This window comes from Pontibacter silvestris, from assembly GCF_020907275.1.
Lineage (GTDB): Bacteria > Bacteroidota > Bacteroidia > Cytophagales > Hymenobacteraceae > Pontibacter > Pontibacter silvestris.
This window is the reverse complement of record NZ_JAJJWI010000001.1, coordinates 313,624-329,371: the sequence shown is the minus strand read 5'-3', so window position 1 is coordinate 329,371 and position 15,748 is coordinate 313,624. Positions and strand designations below refer to the sequence as shown.

Annotated in this window: 10 protein-coding genes; 6 read left to right on the top strand and 4 right to left on the bottom strand. The window is 43.8% G+C overall.

The window, feature by feature from the left end:
• Window positions 1-32: 32 nt before the first annotated feature.
• Window positions 33-749, bottom strand: coding sequence for a 3-ketoacyl-ACP reductase (locus LN995_RS01360; RefSeq protein WP_229957630.1), 717 nt, complete (start codon window positions 747-749; stop codon window positions 33-35).
• 78 nt (window positions 750-827) lie between these two features.
• Complete coding sequence (locus LN995_RS01355) at window positions 828-2,975, bottom strand: FUSC family membrane protein (RefSeq protein WP_229957628.1); 2,148 nt, start codon at window positions 2,973-2,975, stop codon at window positions 828-830.
• 311 nt (window positions 2,976-3,286) lie between these two features.
• Here LN995_RS01355 and LN995_RS01350 point away from each other — a divergent pair, with 311 nt between their 5' ends.
• From LN995_RS01350 to gloA2, 3 genes are all read left to right on the top strand, one after another.
• Window positions 3,287-8,323, top strand: coding sequence for a translocation/assembly module TamB domain-containing protein (locus LN995_RS01350; RefSeq protein WP_229957626.1), 5,037 nt, complete (start codon window positions 3,287-3,289; stop codon window positions 8,321-8,323).
• A 21-nt stretch (window positions 8,324-8,344) separates the two neighbouring features.
• Complete coding sequence (gene tamL, locus LN995_RS01345) at window positions 8,345-10,729, top strand: translocation and assembly module lipoprotein TamL (RefSeq protein WP_229957625.1); 2,385 nt, start codon at window positions 8,345-8,347, stop codon at window positions 10,727-10,729.
• Window positions 10,730-10,800: 71 nt separating this feature from the next.
• Window positions 10,801-11,190 carry an SMU1112c/YaeR family gloxylase I-like metalloprotein gene (gene gloA2 / locus LN995_RS01340; protein ID WP_229957623.1) on the top strand — a complete coding sequence of 130 codons (390 nt, stop codon included), beginning with the start codon at window positions 10,801-10,803 and terminating at the stop codon, window positions 11,188-11,190.
• A gap of 281 nt (window positions 11,191-11,471) precedes the next feature.
• Here gloA2 and LN995_RS01335 read toward each other — a convergent pair whose 3' ends face one another.
• The gene (locus LN995_RS01335; protein WP_229957621.1) at window positions 11,472-11,786 is read right to left on the bottom strand and encodes an antibiotic biosynthesis monooxygenase family protein; all 315 of its coding nucleotides are present in this window, start codon (window positions 11,784-11,786) and stop codon (window positions 11,472-11,474) included.
• A 134-nt stretch (window positions 11,787-11,920) separates the two neighbouring features.
• Window positions 11,921-12,424 carry a cupin domain-containing protein gene (locus tag LN995_RS01330; RefSeq protein ID WP_229957619.1) on the bottom strand — a complete coding sequence of 168 codons (504 nt, stop codon included), beginning with the start codon at window positions 12,422-12,424 and terminating at the stop codon, window positions 11,921-11,923.
• A gap of 239 nt (window positions 12,425-12,663) precedes the next feature.
• Between LN995_RS01330 and LN995_RS01325 the strand changes: the two genes are divergently transcribed.
• From LN995_RS01325 to LN995_RS01315, 3 genes are all read left to right on the top strand, one after another.
• Window positions 12,664-13,128, top strand: coding sequence for a GbsR/MarR family transcriptional regulator (locus LN995_RS01325; protein ID WP_229957617.1), 465 nt, complete (start codon window positions 12,664-12,666; stop codon window positions 13,126-13,128).
• Between the two features lie 90 nt (window positions 13,129-13,218).
• Window positions 13,219-14,649 carry a TolC family protein gene (locus tag LN995_RS01320; protein ID WP_229957615.1) on the top strand — a complete coding sequence of 477 codons (1,431 nt, stop codon included), beginning with the start codon at window positions 13,219-13,221 and terminating at the stop codon, window positions 14,647-14,649.
• Window positions 14,650-14,669: 20 nt separating this feature from the next.
• Window positions 14,670-15,740 carry an efflux RND transporter periplasmic adaptor subunit gene (locus LN995_RS01315; RefSeq protein ID WP_229957613.1) on the top strand — a complete coding sequence of 357 codons (1,071 nt, stop codon included), beginning with the start codon at window positions 14,670-14,672 and terminating at the stop codon, window positions 15,738-15,740.
• The last annotated feature ends 8 nt before the right edge of the window (window positions 15,741-15,748 follow it).

The following is a 15,748-nucleotide window of genomic DNA, read 5'->3' as shown; positions in this document are numbered from 1 at the left end:
AGCCCTGAAATTACTTTCAGGGCTTTTACTTTTTAAGGATTAGTAGACCACATACCAGCTTCTTTGATAAAAATACGGCGGTTGAGTTTTAATTGGGAAATGATAAACTCAGCTAAGTCCTCAGGCTGCATTACTTTTTCAGGGTTGCCGTCTGTTAACTTGTTGCTATAGGCAAGTTCAGTAGCCACTGTGCTTGGAGTAAGTGCACTTACGCGAATGTTGTGCTTCCGAACCTCCTGCATCAGAGATTCCGTTAAGCCCATCACGGCAAACTTAGAGGCACTATAAGCACTTGTTACAGCAGCACCACGCTGACCAGCTGTTGAGGAAATATTAATGATATCTCCTGTCTGGCGCTCAATCATTTCTGGCAATACAGCTCTGGTGACGTAGTAAACGCCCATCAGGTTTACTTTAATGATATTCTCCCATTCTGCCGGCTCCAGTTCCAGGAACTTGCCAAAACTGCCTATTCCTGCATTGTTAATCAGAATATCAATGGCACCTAAGTCACTTTTAACTTTTTCTACCGCTGCGTTTACACCTTCCATATCAGCGACGTTGGCTGTGGCGAAAGAGGCTTTTACTCCAATAACTTCTATTTCTGAAGCAACTTCTTCTAACTGGCTGGCAGTACGTGCCAAAAGGCCGACATTAACTCCTTCATTGGCAAGCGCTATGGCAATAGCACGGCCTATACCTTTTCCGGCACCCGTTACTATGGCATTCTTTCCTCTTAATGATTCCATATCTATTTTTATTTGTAATGATAACTTATGTTAATACATGCAAATATAAAACAAAAGAGTGTAAACAGTCAGAACAGACTAGGAAGCGATAGCTTCTGTTGTTTTACAGATATCCTGGCTAACCTTCAGCATAAAAGTTAACTGCTCCTTTAGCAGGACATCATCTTCGTTCAAAGCAGCTTTTTCTGGCACCTCATACTCTGAAAAAGAGACATCCTGGAAAGGCTCCTGAGGTGCTGCTACAGCTAAGCGTTTCAACCCCTCCTGTAGTGCTGCAATACTTCGCCTGACCTGGCCTGCATATTCAGCCGGATAAATCTGGGCATCCTTTGCCAGCAAGGCAGAAGCAGCAGACGCAATATTCGATGATAGTATATGATTCAGCACTAAAAAATTATAAATAGATTCCCCGAACCGCTGCTTTCTTTTTGGCTCAGAAATCATTCGCTGGAAAGCAGCCGAAAGGTTAGCAGAACTTACATATACATCTTTTCTAGCCAACTTGTATTCAGTTGCACCTACCCTTTTACCTAAAAAGCTCTCTGCTAGTTTTTGAAGATAATTTATATTGGCACGAATCATTTCCTGCATAAAAACATTCAGTTTATCCGACTCCCAGTTAGGGAATATTAAATAACTGGCCGTAAAGGCAATAACACAGCCAATTAACGTATCCACGATGCGCTCCTGAGCAACGGTAAAGTTTGACCCTCCCAAAAAACCAAAAATGATCAGAATAAAAGGTGTCATAAAAATGACACTAATTACATAATTTATGCGCTGGAAGCTGAAAGTGCCTATCATAAATATCACCAGCAACATAAACTGCGCCACCTTGTCTTCTATAACCGCCAGCATTAAGACACCTATTCCCCCTCCTATTATAGTACCGACCAGGCGCTGATAGTTTCGTAGTTTGGTAAGGCTAAAGGCAGGCTTCAGAATAACAATAATAGTAAGCAAAACCCAATAGCTATGGTGCCCTAAAGCAACTGATTTGGTAAGAATAAAACCTAAGAGGCACACAAATGCCACCCGTAGCGAATGCCTGAATATCCCTGATTCAGGAGTCAGATTATCAATAAACTTTTTGAAGTCATAATCCTGAAACGCCACAAACCTAGTGTACTCCAACTCTTCGCCAGCACTTGCCACTACACTGCGTGACTTTGCATCAAAATAGCTTTGTATGGCTTTGAGCCGCTGTGCCATACTACGAATGTTAACCAGAATCCTCTTCAGCACCAGGCTGCTTACCTCTAAGTTACCTGCCTGTATTTTATCAAATTCGATTCGAAGCAACTCAATCTCCTTATTCAGGTCAAGTTTAGGAGTAAAACGAGTATTCGACTGAATAGCCCAGCCTATATCATTCAGTTCATCAGCAACAAGCCTTATCAGCCGGCCAACATGCTCTAATACACCCGTTTTTCCCAATGACTCCCTCATGGCAGCATAATCATACTGTATGGCTGCGATCTGCTCATAGAGGTCAACAACATCCACAAAAGTTAGTACCAGCATACGCCCCTGCACCGTAGACTCCTTCATCATTAATCTACTCTTAATCAACAGTTCCCTAACAGCATCCTGTTTCTCGCTAACAACAATCTGCTGCAGCACCACTTTACGATAGTCTTCATCAAGATCTGTTATAGGGCTGTAAAACTCGGCCTTAAGCTTTAGGAACTTAGCCACCTCACGAATACACTCTCCTAAAGCATGCTGCGCCGGGCGATAAGGCAAAATATGGGAGAAGAGCATACTCAGCAACAAATACCATACACCTCCCGCTGCCAGTAAGCCTCCAAATACCCATATGTTCTCAGGATGAAGGCCCATTACCAGAATCATGACCAGCAGTGCGGCAGTTCCCACCACAGCAGCCCGGTTGCCATACACGGTAAACATGGAAAAGAAAAAGCAGAACAACAGGATCTCCAAGCCCATTGTAAAGTTATGCAACCTGGCAACCCCTGTTACCAGAGCTACTAAAAAAACGATCAGGACACATAGCAGTACACCATTACGCTTATGCTTTACAGGTCCGGGCACATCTGTCAGGCTGGCGCAAAGAGCTCCAATAGAAATAGGAAAGCCTGTTTGCAGTTGTCCGAACTGGGTAAGGATTAGGGCAGGCAAAAGAACTCCTATTGTCGTGCGTACACCGTCTGCGAAATACTCACTGAAAAGAAAATGCTTACTTGTCCGGATCAGTTTATCCATTTTAAAACGTTAGGGTGCGAATATACCTTTCGTGGTTGAGATTTCCATCAGAAGGGTATTAACGAATAATGAAAAGCTTTATCTGATTAACTAAGTACTTGTTCCGTAAATTTCAGTTCAATCTTTGTCCGCTTTAACAGCTATTCTGTCCGTTTTAACAAATTGACCCCTTATTATACAGATGTACTGCAAGCTTTTCATGGATGAGTGAAATCCATTGGTAATTTATATTCGTACAGCCATCTGTACCCTAAACTATTAAAGTTATCGCATCTGCAAAACATATCGGACTCATCTTTCTGAAAGTGCTAATGTGGCTATTACTGGCAATAGTCGGATTAGTGATACTTATTGTTATTGCCCTGCAATTTCAACCAGTACAGAACTTTTTAGCACAGAAAGGCGCCTCTTATCTTTCTAATACACTGAACACACGTGTAGAAATAGGAGGTTTTACTACTAACTGGCGCAACACACTTGTGTTGAAAAATGTGTATGTTGAAGACCAGCAACAGGACACCTTATGGTACAGCGAGTACCTGGGTGCTGACTTACGGATCTGGTCTTTGATCAGTGGGGAGGTAAATGTAGGTGAAGTAAATCTTGAGCATGCAACAGCTAATATTCACATCAGACCCGACAGCTCTACAAACTATGACTTCATTACAGAAGCTTTTGCCTCCGACACTGCTGCTGCACAACCTGCAGATACAGCATCGTCCAGTATGGCTATAAGTGTAGGGGAAGTCAACCTGGAAGATATTTATGTTAACTTCAGAGATGAAGCAGGCGGCAACCTGGTTCGTGGCCGGGTAGGGCAGTTAACCACTACCATGGATGAAATAGACCTGGATGCACAGCGCTACATTGTCGATGAAATTGAGTTAAGCAACACTGGCCTGAACTACGTTCAAGCCAAGCTACCTCCACCTGATACTACCGAAAGTGAACCGCTGGAAATGGAGTTTGGAATTAGTAGAGTAGCATTAAATAATATTGATTTAAGCTATGTAAGCCAGCCAGCAGAGCAGCGCATTGAGTTAAAGCTGGGGCAATCTGAACTGACAGCTGATAATATTGACATTCCCAATGCCAAAGTAAATCTTAACACATTCGAGCTGCACAACACTTCTGTTGTTTATGCCCAGGAAAGCAGCAAACCAATTGACTCTCTTGCAGTAAACCCAGCCCGCACAGAGGAAGAACTGGATGAGTCTGTAGAAACATCACAAGGGCAGCCAATGGACTGGGTAATAGGTTTAAATAACATGAATGTCAGTGGTCTGCAAATTATTTTTGATAACTTCAACATGCCAGCGCAGTCGCAAGGCATGGACTTTAACCACATAAGGTTTGATAGCGTCGAAGTTAAGGCAGGGGACATCTTGTACAGCCAGAACCGTATGGGGCTTAACATCGACCAGTTCAGAATGGTAGAAAAAAGCGGTTTCCGTTTAGAGAACCTACAGGCAGCCATAACTGTAGATTCTACCAGTGCCCGCATTGCTGATCTTGACCTTCGTACCGGTAACAGCCGACTGACAAACGAGTTGGCAGCAACATACCCATCCTTAGATGCTGTTGCTGATAATCCGGAGCAGGTGGCCGTGGATTTAAATATTGCCGACAGCTATATTGGCATGCAGGACCTGAAATATTTTGCACCAGACCTGGTTAGCGACCCCTCGTTCAGAGCTGTTGCTAACTCTACAATAAGGTTAGAAGGGCAAGCCGAAGGGCAGCTGGATAATATTACCATACCTCGTTTCCAGGCAGCAGGATTAAAAGGCACTGTAGTAGACATTAGCGGCAATGTTCGCAATGCGATGAATCCTGACCAGCTGTTCATGAATCTGGATATTAACCGCTTCGCTACCACCCGAACAGATATACAAGCGTTGTTACCACCGGGCACTTTACCGCCTGATATCCGAATTCCTGGCAACATTAGCATGACTGGTAACTTCCGGGGTGGCATGACTGAATTTGATGCCCAAGCCGATCTTCGCAGCTCTGCCGGGAACATTTATGCTGTCGTAGATATGGATCAGGACACGGAAGCGTTCAAAGCTACTATCCGGACCGGCAGGTTTGACCTTAGCCAGGTAACTGCACCTGAATTAGGACTTGGTGTTATGGCACTGGAAGTTAATGCCAATGGCCGTGGACTGACACCTGAAACCATGCGTGCGGAAGCTCAAGCCCATATTCAGGAGTTCAACTATAACAATTATACCTATAATGATATTGATGTTAATGCCAATATCAATCAGAACCTATACACAGTAACGGCCACAGCAGAAGATGAAAATCTTGCTTTTGATCTGAACGGTGATTTTAACATGCGCAACAGCGAGCAACCTGCTTATGCCTTTAACCTTGATCTGGAGGGAGCCAACCTGCAGGCATTAAACCTTTATTCAGAAGAACTCCGGCTACAAGGCCAGGTAGCAGGTAACTTTACAGGTGCTGATGCCAGTTCAATCAGTGGTACACTGGAAATGAACGAGTTTATTGTCCAGCATAGCGGGCAAACCATACCAGTAGACTCGCTAGTACTTGCAGTTGACCAATCTGGACCAGGTGCCGAAGTAACACTTAACTCTAACCTGTTAGCGGCTGACATGCGCTTTGCCAATAGCTTTGATACTTTACCAACCGCGTTACAGAAATATTTCTCTAACTATTTAGATCTGCAGCCTGACCCTCCTTACCCAACTGATGTTAACCTAGGAGATTTTGTATTTGAAATGGAGCTACTCCGACCAAGCGTGGTTACATCTTTTGTTCCCGGCTTAGAGAATTTTCAACCAGCAGGACCTATTACAGGCAACTACAATAGCAGCAGTCAGCAACTGGCGGTGCATGCTAACTTCAGCAACATCACCTACACCGACTATGCTTTACAGGACCTTGCGTTTCAGATAAGAGGTAACAGAGAAGAACTTGGCTATAGCCTGGAACTTGACAGACTTGTGTCTCCATCTTTCAGAGCAAACAATATTTCTTTATCGGGTGCAGCCGGCGAGGATGCCTTAACAGTAAGATTGGCAATGGCAGGAGACTCATCTGCCAGCCAAGAACAGTTTGTACTGGGAGGTACGCTAAATAGCATCGGCAATGGTTTCCGATTTTCCTTCAATCCTGACCAGTTGGTTATCAACGGCGACCAATGGACAGTACCTCAGGACAATTACCTGCAGTTTGGCGGAAATGTATTATATGCAAACAATATCCGGTTACAGCGTAACAATAGCTTCCTGCTTCTTAACAGCACAGGTGAGCTCTCCCCTACCGCACCACTCCAGGTACAGTTCGGCGATTTTGATATAGGCTACCTGTTGGAGACATTCCAGCCATCGCAGGACAGCGTTAATTTAGTAGACGGTACCATTAACGGCGAAGCTACATTAGAGAACCTGATGGCAGGAACGCTTTCCTTTACTTCAGACCTTACTATTACAGAATTAGCTTATATGGGAACACCTGTAGGCACAATAGGTTTAGAAGCAAACAGCTCTGGCAACAACCGCTATAACATTGATGCCTCCCTATCAGGTAACGGAAACCAGGTGCTGATAAATGGCTTTTACGAAGCGCAGCCTAACGCCAATTTACTTAACCTGGATGCCAACATTAACAGCTTGGCCTTAGCCTCACTGCAAGGGTTTACCCAGGGCATGGTAGAAGATATGGATGGCAGTGCTAATGGCAGGCTGCGCATTACAGGTACCTTAGATGATCCAAACATCATTGGTGACCTTAACTTTAATCAGGCGCAGTTTAACGTTAGCATGTTAAACTCCATCTATCGCCTGGAAGATGAGCGCCTGGCTTTCACCGAACAGGGTATCAATTTCCCTAACTTTACCTTAACAGATACATTAGGTAATGACTTGGTAGTAAGTGGTAATGTACTGACACAGGATTATACAGATTATAGCTTTGATCTGAATATTACCACAGATCAGTTCCTTGCCATGAACTCCACTTCCCAGGACAACGACTTGTTCTACGGCACGGTACTGCTTGCTGCTGATGCATCTATTACCGGTAATATGACACAGCCTGTAGTGGAAGTAGACGTAAGTGTGTTGGAGGGCTCAGAGTTTACGGCTGTGGTGCCTGCTGATGAGGCAGGCGCGGCAGAAAGAGAGGGCATTGTAGAGTTTGTAAACCTGAATGAATCTCTTTCGGCAATTACAGGAGGCCAGGAAGAAGAAGATTCAACTCAAACGACAGGCTTTGTTGGGGCAGATATTGAAGCGCAGGTAAGAGTAACTGACGAAACGCCTATCACTATTATTATAGACCCGACAACAGGTGATAATTTAGTAGTGCGTGGCACAGCAGATCCTCTCTACGTGGGTATTACCCCTAGCGGTCAGATAAACATGACAGGGCGCTATGAAATTACAGATGGTAGGTATAGCATGGATTTTTACGATCTGGCATCGCGAGAGTTAGATATTGCCGAAGGCAGCTACATTGCCTGGACCGGAGACCCATTACAGGCTGACCTGAATATAACAGCTATTTATCGGGTTGAAACAGCCCCTACTGAGTTAGTTGCGTCACAAATTGGAGGAGACACACAGGACCCATCACTAAGAAACGATGTTCCTTTTGAAGTACTTGTCGAAGTTGGAGGTGAAATTTTAAGCTTAGATATAGACTTTGATATTCAGCTACCGGAAGAGCAGCGTGGAAACGTAGGAGAACAAGTTACAGCCAGTCTTGCCAGTTTACGTCAGGATGACTCGCAGCTCAACAAGCAGGTGTTTGCTTTACTGGTGTTAGGACGTTTTCTGGCACCTGATCCACTGCAAAGTGCTGGAGGTGGAGGCATTGCCAGTGCTGCCCGTAACAGTTTAAGCCAGGTAATGACAGACCAGCTGAACCAACTTACCAATAAATATGCAGGAGGTTTGGGCCTAGAGTTAGGCGTAAACTCTTATGAGGATTACTCTTCCGGATCTGCCGAGGGTCGCACAGACCTTAATGTAGCTTTAAACCAGCAGTTCCTAAACGATCGCCTTACCGTACGTGTCGGCAGTGATATAGGCCTGGAAGGACAAAGTGAATCGACCAACTCTATGAGTGGTTTCGGCGGAGACATTTCTGTAGAATATTCTCTGACAGAAGATGGCCGCTTACGCCTGCGGGGTTTCCAGCGAAACCAGTACGAAGGTTTTCTGCAGGGAGATGTTCGGGCAACAGGTCTGTCACTCATATTCGTTCGGGATTACAACAATTTCTCTGACCTTTTCAGAAGCCTTGAAGGCCGCAAGGAAAGAGAAGCCGAGCGCCGTAAAGAAAAGGCGACAAGCAACAACAGTTCAAAATAACACAGAGACAAAAGCACTTTTATGATACCAGTAATATCTCGTAGGCACTTGCTGAGCTACCGTACCCTATTATTTCTTTTCGTAGTTATAATATTATCGGGTTGTAGCAGTACTAAAACAGTACCTGAGGGAGATGCTCTGTTTGCAGGATATGATATAAAGGTAAAGAATGAGGAAGACAGCAGTAACAGAGAATTAGGAACTGACTTAGATGGCCCTGTAAGGCCAAAGCCCAATGCATCTATACTAGGCCTAAAGCCCAAATTGTGGATTTATAATGCTTTCTACACAGAAAAGGAAAAAGGCCTGAAGCACTGGATACAAACAAAACTTGGCGAACCTCCTGTGCTACTCTCAGAAGTAGATACCAGTTCGATTAATGACATTATGCGAAACCAATTGCTCAACAAAGGTTACTTCAATAATTCTGTAGAAAGTACAACAACCATTGAAAAGAAGAAAGCCAATATTGAATGGACCACTTCTGTAAGTGAGCCCTACCGCATCAGAAAAGTAGAATATACACTCAATGACTCTTTGCCCGTACACCAGGCTATTCGTGCTACAAGCTCAGAGTCATTACTTATTCCGGGTGAGCCATATGATCTGTCTACTATGACAGCGGAGCGGGTAAGAATTGATGGAGAGCTTAAGGAAAAAGGATATTACTATTTCAGCCCTGAAAATCTTATTTTTAGTGTAGATACTACTGCGGGTAACAGGCAGGCTGATGTACTGCTACGGGTAAAAAGAGATGCCCCTTCCCAGGCTTTACAACCTTATACCTTAGATGATATTTATATATTCGCCAACTATTTTCTTGGCGATAGCTTATCTACCAGTGATACCATTGATGTTAGAGGCTACCACTATGTACCTAACGAAGACTATGTAAAAGCCAAGCATCTGCTAAGAGGCGTTTTTCTGCGGCAAGACAGCCTTTATACCCGGAGTGATCAGCTTCTTACTGTGAACCGCCTGATGGGCCTGCCTGCCTATAAGTTCGTGAACGTTCAGTTTGAAGATGATACCGCCAGCAACAATCAGTTAGACGCATTTATATACCTTACGCCGGCCATGAAAAAGTCTTTGCGGGCCGAAGCCAGAATGGTAAGTAAAACAAACGGTTTTGCAGGGCCAGGCATAACAGCCTCTTTCCGGAACCGCAATACTTTCAGAGGCTCAGAACAGCTTAATGTAGAGTTAACGGGTAGTTTTGAAAATCAGATAGGCGGTAACAGAACATCCGGTGAGGATACTAATTCAGAAACTGACACTAATAACAACGGCTTAACATCTTATGAGTTGGGAGTGCAAACAACACTGACTTTCCCACGCATTATGTCTCCCTTCCATTTACCGAACCTGCGAACGGAGTTTGTTCCTAAAACAAGAATTGGCCTTGGCTTTAATTTTCTGAACAGAGTGCAGTATTTCCAGATGAACTCCTTTAATGCTACTTATGCCTATAATTGGCGGCCTAAAAAGACACTGACTTTTGATGTAACGCCTATTAACCTGCAATATGTGCAGCTGGCTAATACTACTCCTGAGTTTGATGCCCTTTTAGCTGACAGGCCTTATTTACAGCGCAGCTTTGAAAATCAGTTTATCATCGGCTCTATCTATCAGGCAACATTTAGCACGCAGGTGTATGAGGACCATACGCATCAGTTTTATAATAGCACAACCCTAGATCTTTCAGGCAATGTTGTGAATGCATTATATTCTCTGTTTGGCTCTGAAGCGCCACAGGAGGATTACCCCCGAACACTACTCGGACAACGATACTCGCAGTATACCCGCATAGACAATGACTTCCGCTATTACCTGAACATTGGTGAAGAAAGCCAGATTGCTACCCGCTTTATAGCTGGTGTAGGCTTCCCTTATGGTAACTCCAGTGTAATGCCTTATGTAAAGCAGTTTGCCATTGGTGGCCCCAACAGTATCAGAGCCTTTCGTGCACGAAGCATTGGTCCGGGCTCCTATGACTTCTATGCGAATCAAACAGATAACAATCTATCTTACTTCGACCAGACCGGTGACATAAAACTGGAAGCAAACATAGAGTATCGCTTCCCGATAGTAGGCTTTTTTAAAGGAGCCTTGTTTGTGGATGCCGGTAATGTGTGGCTCATTAAAGATACCTACACCGAAACTGGTGAAGTAGAAAAGCCGGGAGGTAAGTTTGAATTTAACAATTTCACTAAAGAGTTAGCCGTTGGTACTGGCTTTGGCTTGCGTGTAGATGTAGAATTCTTCGTCCTACGCTTTGACTTTGGTATACCTGTGCAGGTACCTTATCTGCCGGAGGGCCAACGCAATGTCTTAAACGACTTTAAATTTGGCTTTAGCGGAGAAAACAGCATGACTCTTAACATCGCTATTGGCTATCCTTTTTAATAATGACGTCAGATACAGCTCACAAAAGTTTAGATATTAAAGAAAGGCCTTAGCTCAGGAAAGTTTATAACATGCTTCAAATCAACGCTGTTCACCACATTGCTATTATCTGCTCCGACTATGGAAGGTCTAAAGCATTCTATACAGATGTGCTGGGTTTAACTGTTATCAGAGAAATTCATAGAGAAGAGAGGCAGTCTTATAAGCTCGACCTTGCCTTGAACGGAGAATATCTTATTGAGCTGTTTTCCTTTCCTACTCCACCAGAGCGGGTAAGCAGGCCCGAAGCAACAGGCCTAAGACATCTTGCTTTTGAAGTAAACAAATTAGATGCAGCAGTTGAGGCTTTAACAGCTAAGAATGTTTCGGTAGAACCTATCCGAACAGACAAAACAACAGGTAAGCGCTTTACCTTTTTTGTCGACCCTGATGATCTGCCTATAGAGTTATATGAACTTTAGTAGATAAACATAAAACATATAAGGCACCAAATTAATATTAAATACCACAGCTTTCACACATCATAACAAGGTGTTAAACGCACACCTTTTAGCATATTGCCTGTTTTTTTCTGTTATGCCTGTTGGTAAAATCATAGTGGTACTACATATCTACTATAAAAAAAGTATTTATCAGATTTCTCCTATTACGGTCTCTCTATCTGGTAAATACCTCTTGCAGCTATAGTAGTTATAAGGGTTAACTTCATCTTTTACGCTGTAAGAGCAATGTAATCTCAATATTACAGGTAACTTTCAAAATAAGATAACTTCTTTGTTATCTTAGGCCTTTCTGATTCCTCTTTTCGTATACGCTGCTCCTTATGCTCATCCACATGCTCGTCTCTGGATATCCAGAATTTAAAGTCATCCTTACTCTCCCACTTAGAAACCAGCACATATTCAACTGTTTCAGAATGCTCACGTTTCCATACTTCAAAAGATACTAACCCCTTCGCATTTTGGCTCTTCTCATAATCCTTCTGTGTTTTGGCTTCCAGCACCGCCTCGTTAGGTTTATCAATTTCAAAACTGGCATTAACTATATAAAAGCTCATTTTGTACTTCTTAATTTAATATTGATTTAACCGACAAAAACACCATGTTAATTTCAAAGAAAACACTTTGCCTTAAGAAAAACGACTCCTATAGAAAACCTGGCTAAACTTGCCAGGTTTTACTGTTCTAACTGTTAGCGTCCGAAATCATCCTGCACTCGAACAATGTCTTCTTCATCAGAAGGATTGTCAACATCGGTATGCTGCCATATTTCTGAAAGTACACCCCAGTCATCAAGACCTACTAAACGGTGACGTTCTCCCTGCTTTAATGTAATCAGTTCACCAGGTGTAAATATCTTTACTTCCCCCTCTTCGTCTGTATCGCTGGTAACTACACCAACATTTCCTTTAACCACCCTCCAGATTTCGGCACGACGGTGGTGATACTGCCAGGACAAGCGCTTTTGTGGTGCAACAATTAAAATTTTAGGGCTTAGTTTACCAGAAATCTTTAACTGGTTTACATCCATGCCATCAAAATAAATATTGGCAAACTGCTGTGCCTGATCTTCATTGATTACAAAAAAACCACCCCATGGGCGAGTCTGGTCTTGTTTATCAATACTGAACCCTTGTTCCTTTAATGTCTTCTCTGTTTCTTCAAAAACCTTTAGCTTCTGGCTATCAATGCTCATAGTTTGAATTAAGATTTATAAAAATTTTAACAACAAAACTTTCTGTTTAATTATGTAAATATGCACATTATATTTCATTTGCCATATTCTATGAATAAGGGTTGAGTAAATTAAATACCTCGAAAACTACTTTGGCCTTACATCATAAATATTTCAGAAATTTAGTTCTTATTTTTTTGAACCAAGAGAACTATGCTTACATTTGCAGTGTTCTAACTACAGATAAGGAACAGCAAAAAATGACATTAACAGATAAACAGAAAGCACTGATAGAAAAGATAGGCATTTTTCATGAACAGTCAGGCATGCAGCCTGCAGCTGCGCGTGTAATGGGCCTGCTTTTTGTAGCAGATAAACCAGCGCTGGCTTTTGATGAAATAACCGATGCGTTAGGCATCAGCAAGAGTGCCACCAGCAATTCGATCAACCTGCTCATCCAAACAGACCAGATTGATTATACCACCTTCCCTGGCGACCGCAAAAGGTACTTCAGGCTGAAAATTTCGAACTGGCGTGATGGCTTTTCGAAGCGCATAGAACAGATGACAAGCTTTAAAGAGCTGCTACGGGAGGTACTAGAAGAGAAAAAGAGTGAAAACACTACCTCCAATTGCAGTGACCTGGAGGAAGTAATTGGCTTTTTAGATTACCTGCACCAGGAGCTTCCGAAGTTGCTGGATAGATGGGAGAAAAGCAGAGCTTAATTTTTACTCAGATAGTTCATTAATTTCAGAACAAACTGCATAAACAAAACTAAAAAACTTAAGACCATTCTAGCTTAAAAAGAAAGAAACATGTCTAACAAAAAGAAACAACAAAACCGCTGGCGTGGCTGGACAATCCCAGTCCTTCTTTCATGCTTTTTAAGCATGCCTGCCATAGCACAGGATAACACGGCAGTTTTTTCCATAAAAGATTGCATAGAGTACGCCAGGCAGAACAACAGCAACATAAAAGTTGCCCGCTACGACGAGGATATTGCACAGAAACAGATAAACGAGATTAAAGGCAGCGGCCTGCCGCAGGCTAACATCACAGGCGGTTTTGTAGATAACTTAAAGCTGCCACAGCTGGTATTAGCTGGAAACGCTTTTCCTGGAGCAGGTTCCGGTGGGGACAACGATGGCGAAGACACAGGAGCAACGGCTATTACATTGGGCCAGAAGTATAACTCCTCGCTGACAGGAGAAGTGACACAGATGGTCTTTAATCCGTCTTTCTGGGTAGGCTTAAAGGCAGCCAAGCAGTCTACGCAGCTCTACCAGCAAACAACGCAACAGGTAACCGAAGAAACTGCTTACGATATTGCCAATGCTTACAACCAGGTAATTGTAGTAGACAAGCAACTGGCTCTACTGCGCAGCAACCTCAATAATACAAATAAGATTCTTCAGACAACAGAGCTGCAGTTCGAGAACGGTGTAGCTAAAAAAGTAGACGTAAATCGTTTACGTGTGAATGCCAGTAACTTAGCTTCACAACTACGCCAGGCAGAGCTCAATAAGGAACAGGCCCTAAATGGCCTCAAATACCAGATGGGCATGCCACTGAACCAGCCTATCTTACTAAGCGATACTACCCTTAACTACTCAGCAGACATGAGTGCCGTTGTGCTGGAGAATGTGGCCGATAACTTGCAGGAAAACAGGATTGAATATCAGATTCTGCAAACTAATTTAGAGCTTCAGAAGCTGGATAGGAAAAACATTGCGGCAGGCTACCTGCCAACTATTTCAGGCTACGCAAACTATGGTTATACAGGCCAGGGAGCAAATTTTGGTTTTTTCGCAACCGAGAACAATGGCTGGATAGACTATACAACTTCCTCTATTGGTCTGCGTCTGAACATACCTGTATTTGACGGTCTGCAGCGAAACGCCCGCATTCAGCAATCAAGAATCAGGGCAAGACAGTTAGAGGAGCAAATAAACCTGACGACTCAGGGCATTAACCTAGAAGTTTCGAATGCCATGACGCAGTACCGCAACACGCTGCAGCGCATAGAGGCCGAGCAGCAGAATGTGGGCTTGGCACAGGAGGTGTATGAAGTAACGCAATTGGAGTTCAGGGAAGGCGTTGGTTCTTCTACAGATGTGGTAGAGGCTGAGACTTCTCTAAGAACAGCGCAGAATACTTACATCAACACACTGCTTGATTTGTATACAGCCCGCCTGAACCTGGAAAGAGCCAAAGGCAGCCTGATAACTTATATTAACTCAAAATAATAAAGAAATATCCAACCCAAATGAAAAGAATTATCATCATTGTCGTTATCGTCGGATTACTTGGCTTGGTTGCTCTCCGCTTGTTCAGCAACAAAAAGGAAATTGATGCCAATAACCAGATTGTTGATAACACCAACACAACCGTAGCCGTAAGCGTGGCCCCTGTTGAGAGCCGCATCAGCGAGCGCAACCTGGCCATGGTCGGAACGGTGGTCCCAAACAAAGAAATTAATGTGCTGTCGGAAGTACAGGGGCAAATCACCAGCCTAAACGTGGCACTGGGTGACTTTGTAAGAAAAGGAAGCGTGATAGCCAGAATCGACGACCAGATCAGAGCATTAGGTGTTGCCAATGCAGAGCAGTCGCTGGCCGATGCCCGCCAGAACTACGAGCGTTACACCAACCTGTACAACGGTGGCGCCGCTACTAAAGCGCAGCTAGACCAGTATACGTTGGCATACGAAAACGCTCAGAACCAACTGAAGCAGGCTCGCAAAGAGCTTTCTAACACCACCATTACAGCTCCTATCAGCGGTTACGTTACCCAGAAACCAGTAGAGACAGGTGCTTTCGCCAACATCGGCACACCTGTTGCCACGCTGGTGGATGTATCGCAGCTAAAGGTGCAGCTAAGCGTACCGGAGCGTAATGTGTACGCTCTGAACGAAGGTGACCCTGTTACCATCACCACCTCGGTTTACCCAGGCGTGAAGTTCAACGGAAAGATTACCTTTATCAGTGCCCGTGGCGACGAAGCGCATAACTATCCGATTGAGATCGCGATTCAGAACCAGGACAAAAACCCGCTGAAAGCAGGTACTTACGTAGACATCACCTTCAACAAAAAGAATGAAGTACCTACCCTGCAGATTCCGCGCGAGGCGCTGGTGGGAAGTATAAAAGATGCCCGTGTGTATGTGGTGAACAGCAATAACATGGCTGTAGTTAGAAACATAACCATAGGTGCTGACAACGGTACTTCCCTGGAAGTGCTGGAAGGCCTGCAAGAAGGAGACCGCGTGGTAACAACAGGTCAGATTAACCTGACCGACAGCACTAGAGTGCAAGTTGTATCAGCCCAAAGACAATAATAGCGGCA

Excerpts from the sequence above, each read along its gene's own strand:
- LN995_RS01360 (WP_229957630.1), bottom strand. The coding sequence starts at position 749 with ATGGAATCATTAAGAGGAAAGAATGCCATAGTAACGGGTGCCGGAAAA.
- LN995_RS01355 (WP_229957628.1), bottom strand. The coding sequence starts at position 2,975 with ATGGATAAACTGATCCGGACAAGTAAGCATTTTCTTTTCAGTGAGTAT.
- LN995_RS01350 (WP_229957626.1), top strand. The coding sequence starts at position 3,287 with ATGTGGCTATTACTGGCAATAGTCGGATTAGTGATACTTATTGTTATT.
- tamL (WP_229957625.1), top strand. The coding sequence starts at position 8,345 with ATGATACCAGTAATATCTCGTAGGCACTTGCTGAGCTACCGTACCCTA.
- gloA2 (WP_229957623.1), top strand. The coding sequence starts at position 10,801 with ATGCTTCAAATCAACGCTGTTCACCACATTGCTATTATCTGCTCCGAC.
- LN995_RS01335 (WP_229957621.1), bottom strand. The coding sequence starts at position 11,786 with ATGAGCTTTTATATAGTTAATGCCAGTTTTGAAATTGATAAACCTAAC.
- LN995_RS01330 (WP_229957619.1), bottom strand. The coding sequence starts at position 12,424 with ATGAGCATTGATAGCCAGAAGCTAAAGGTTTTTGAAGAAACAGAGAAG.
- LN995_RS01325 (WP_229957617.1), top strand. The coding sequence starts at position 12,664 with ATGACATTAACAGATAAACAGAAAGCACTGATAGAAAAGATAGGCATT.
- LN995_RS01320 (WP_229957615.1), top strand. The coding sequence starts at position 13,219 with ATGTCTAACAAAAAGAAACAACAAAACCGCTGGCGTGGCTGGACAATC.
- LN995_RS01315 (WP_229957613.1), top strand. The coding sequence starts at position 14,670 with ATGAAAAGAATTATCATCATTGTCGTTATCGTCGGATTACTTGGCTTG.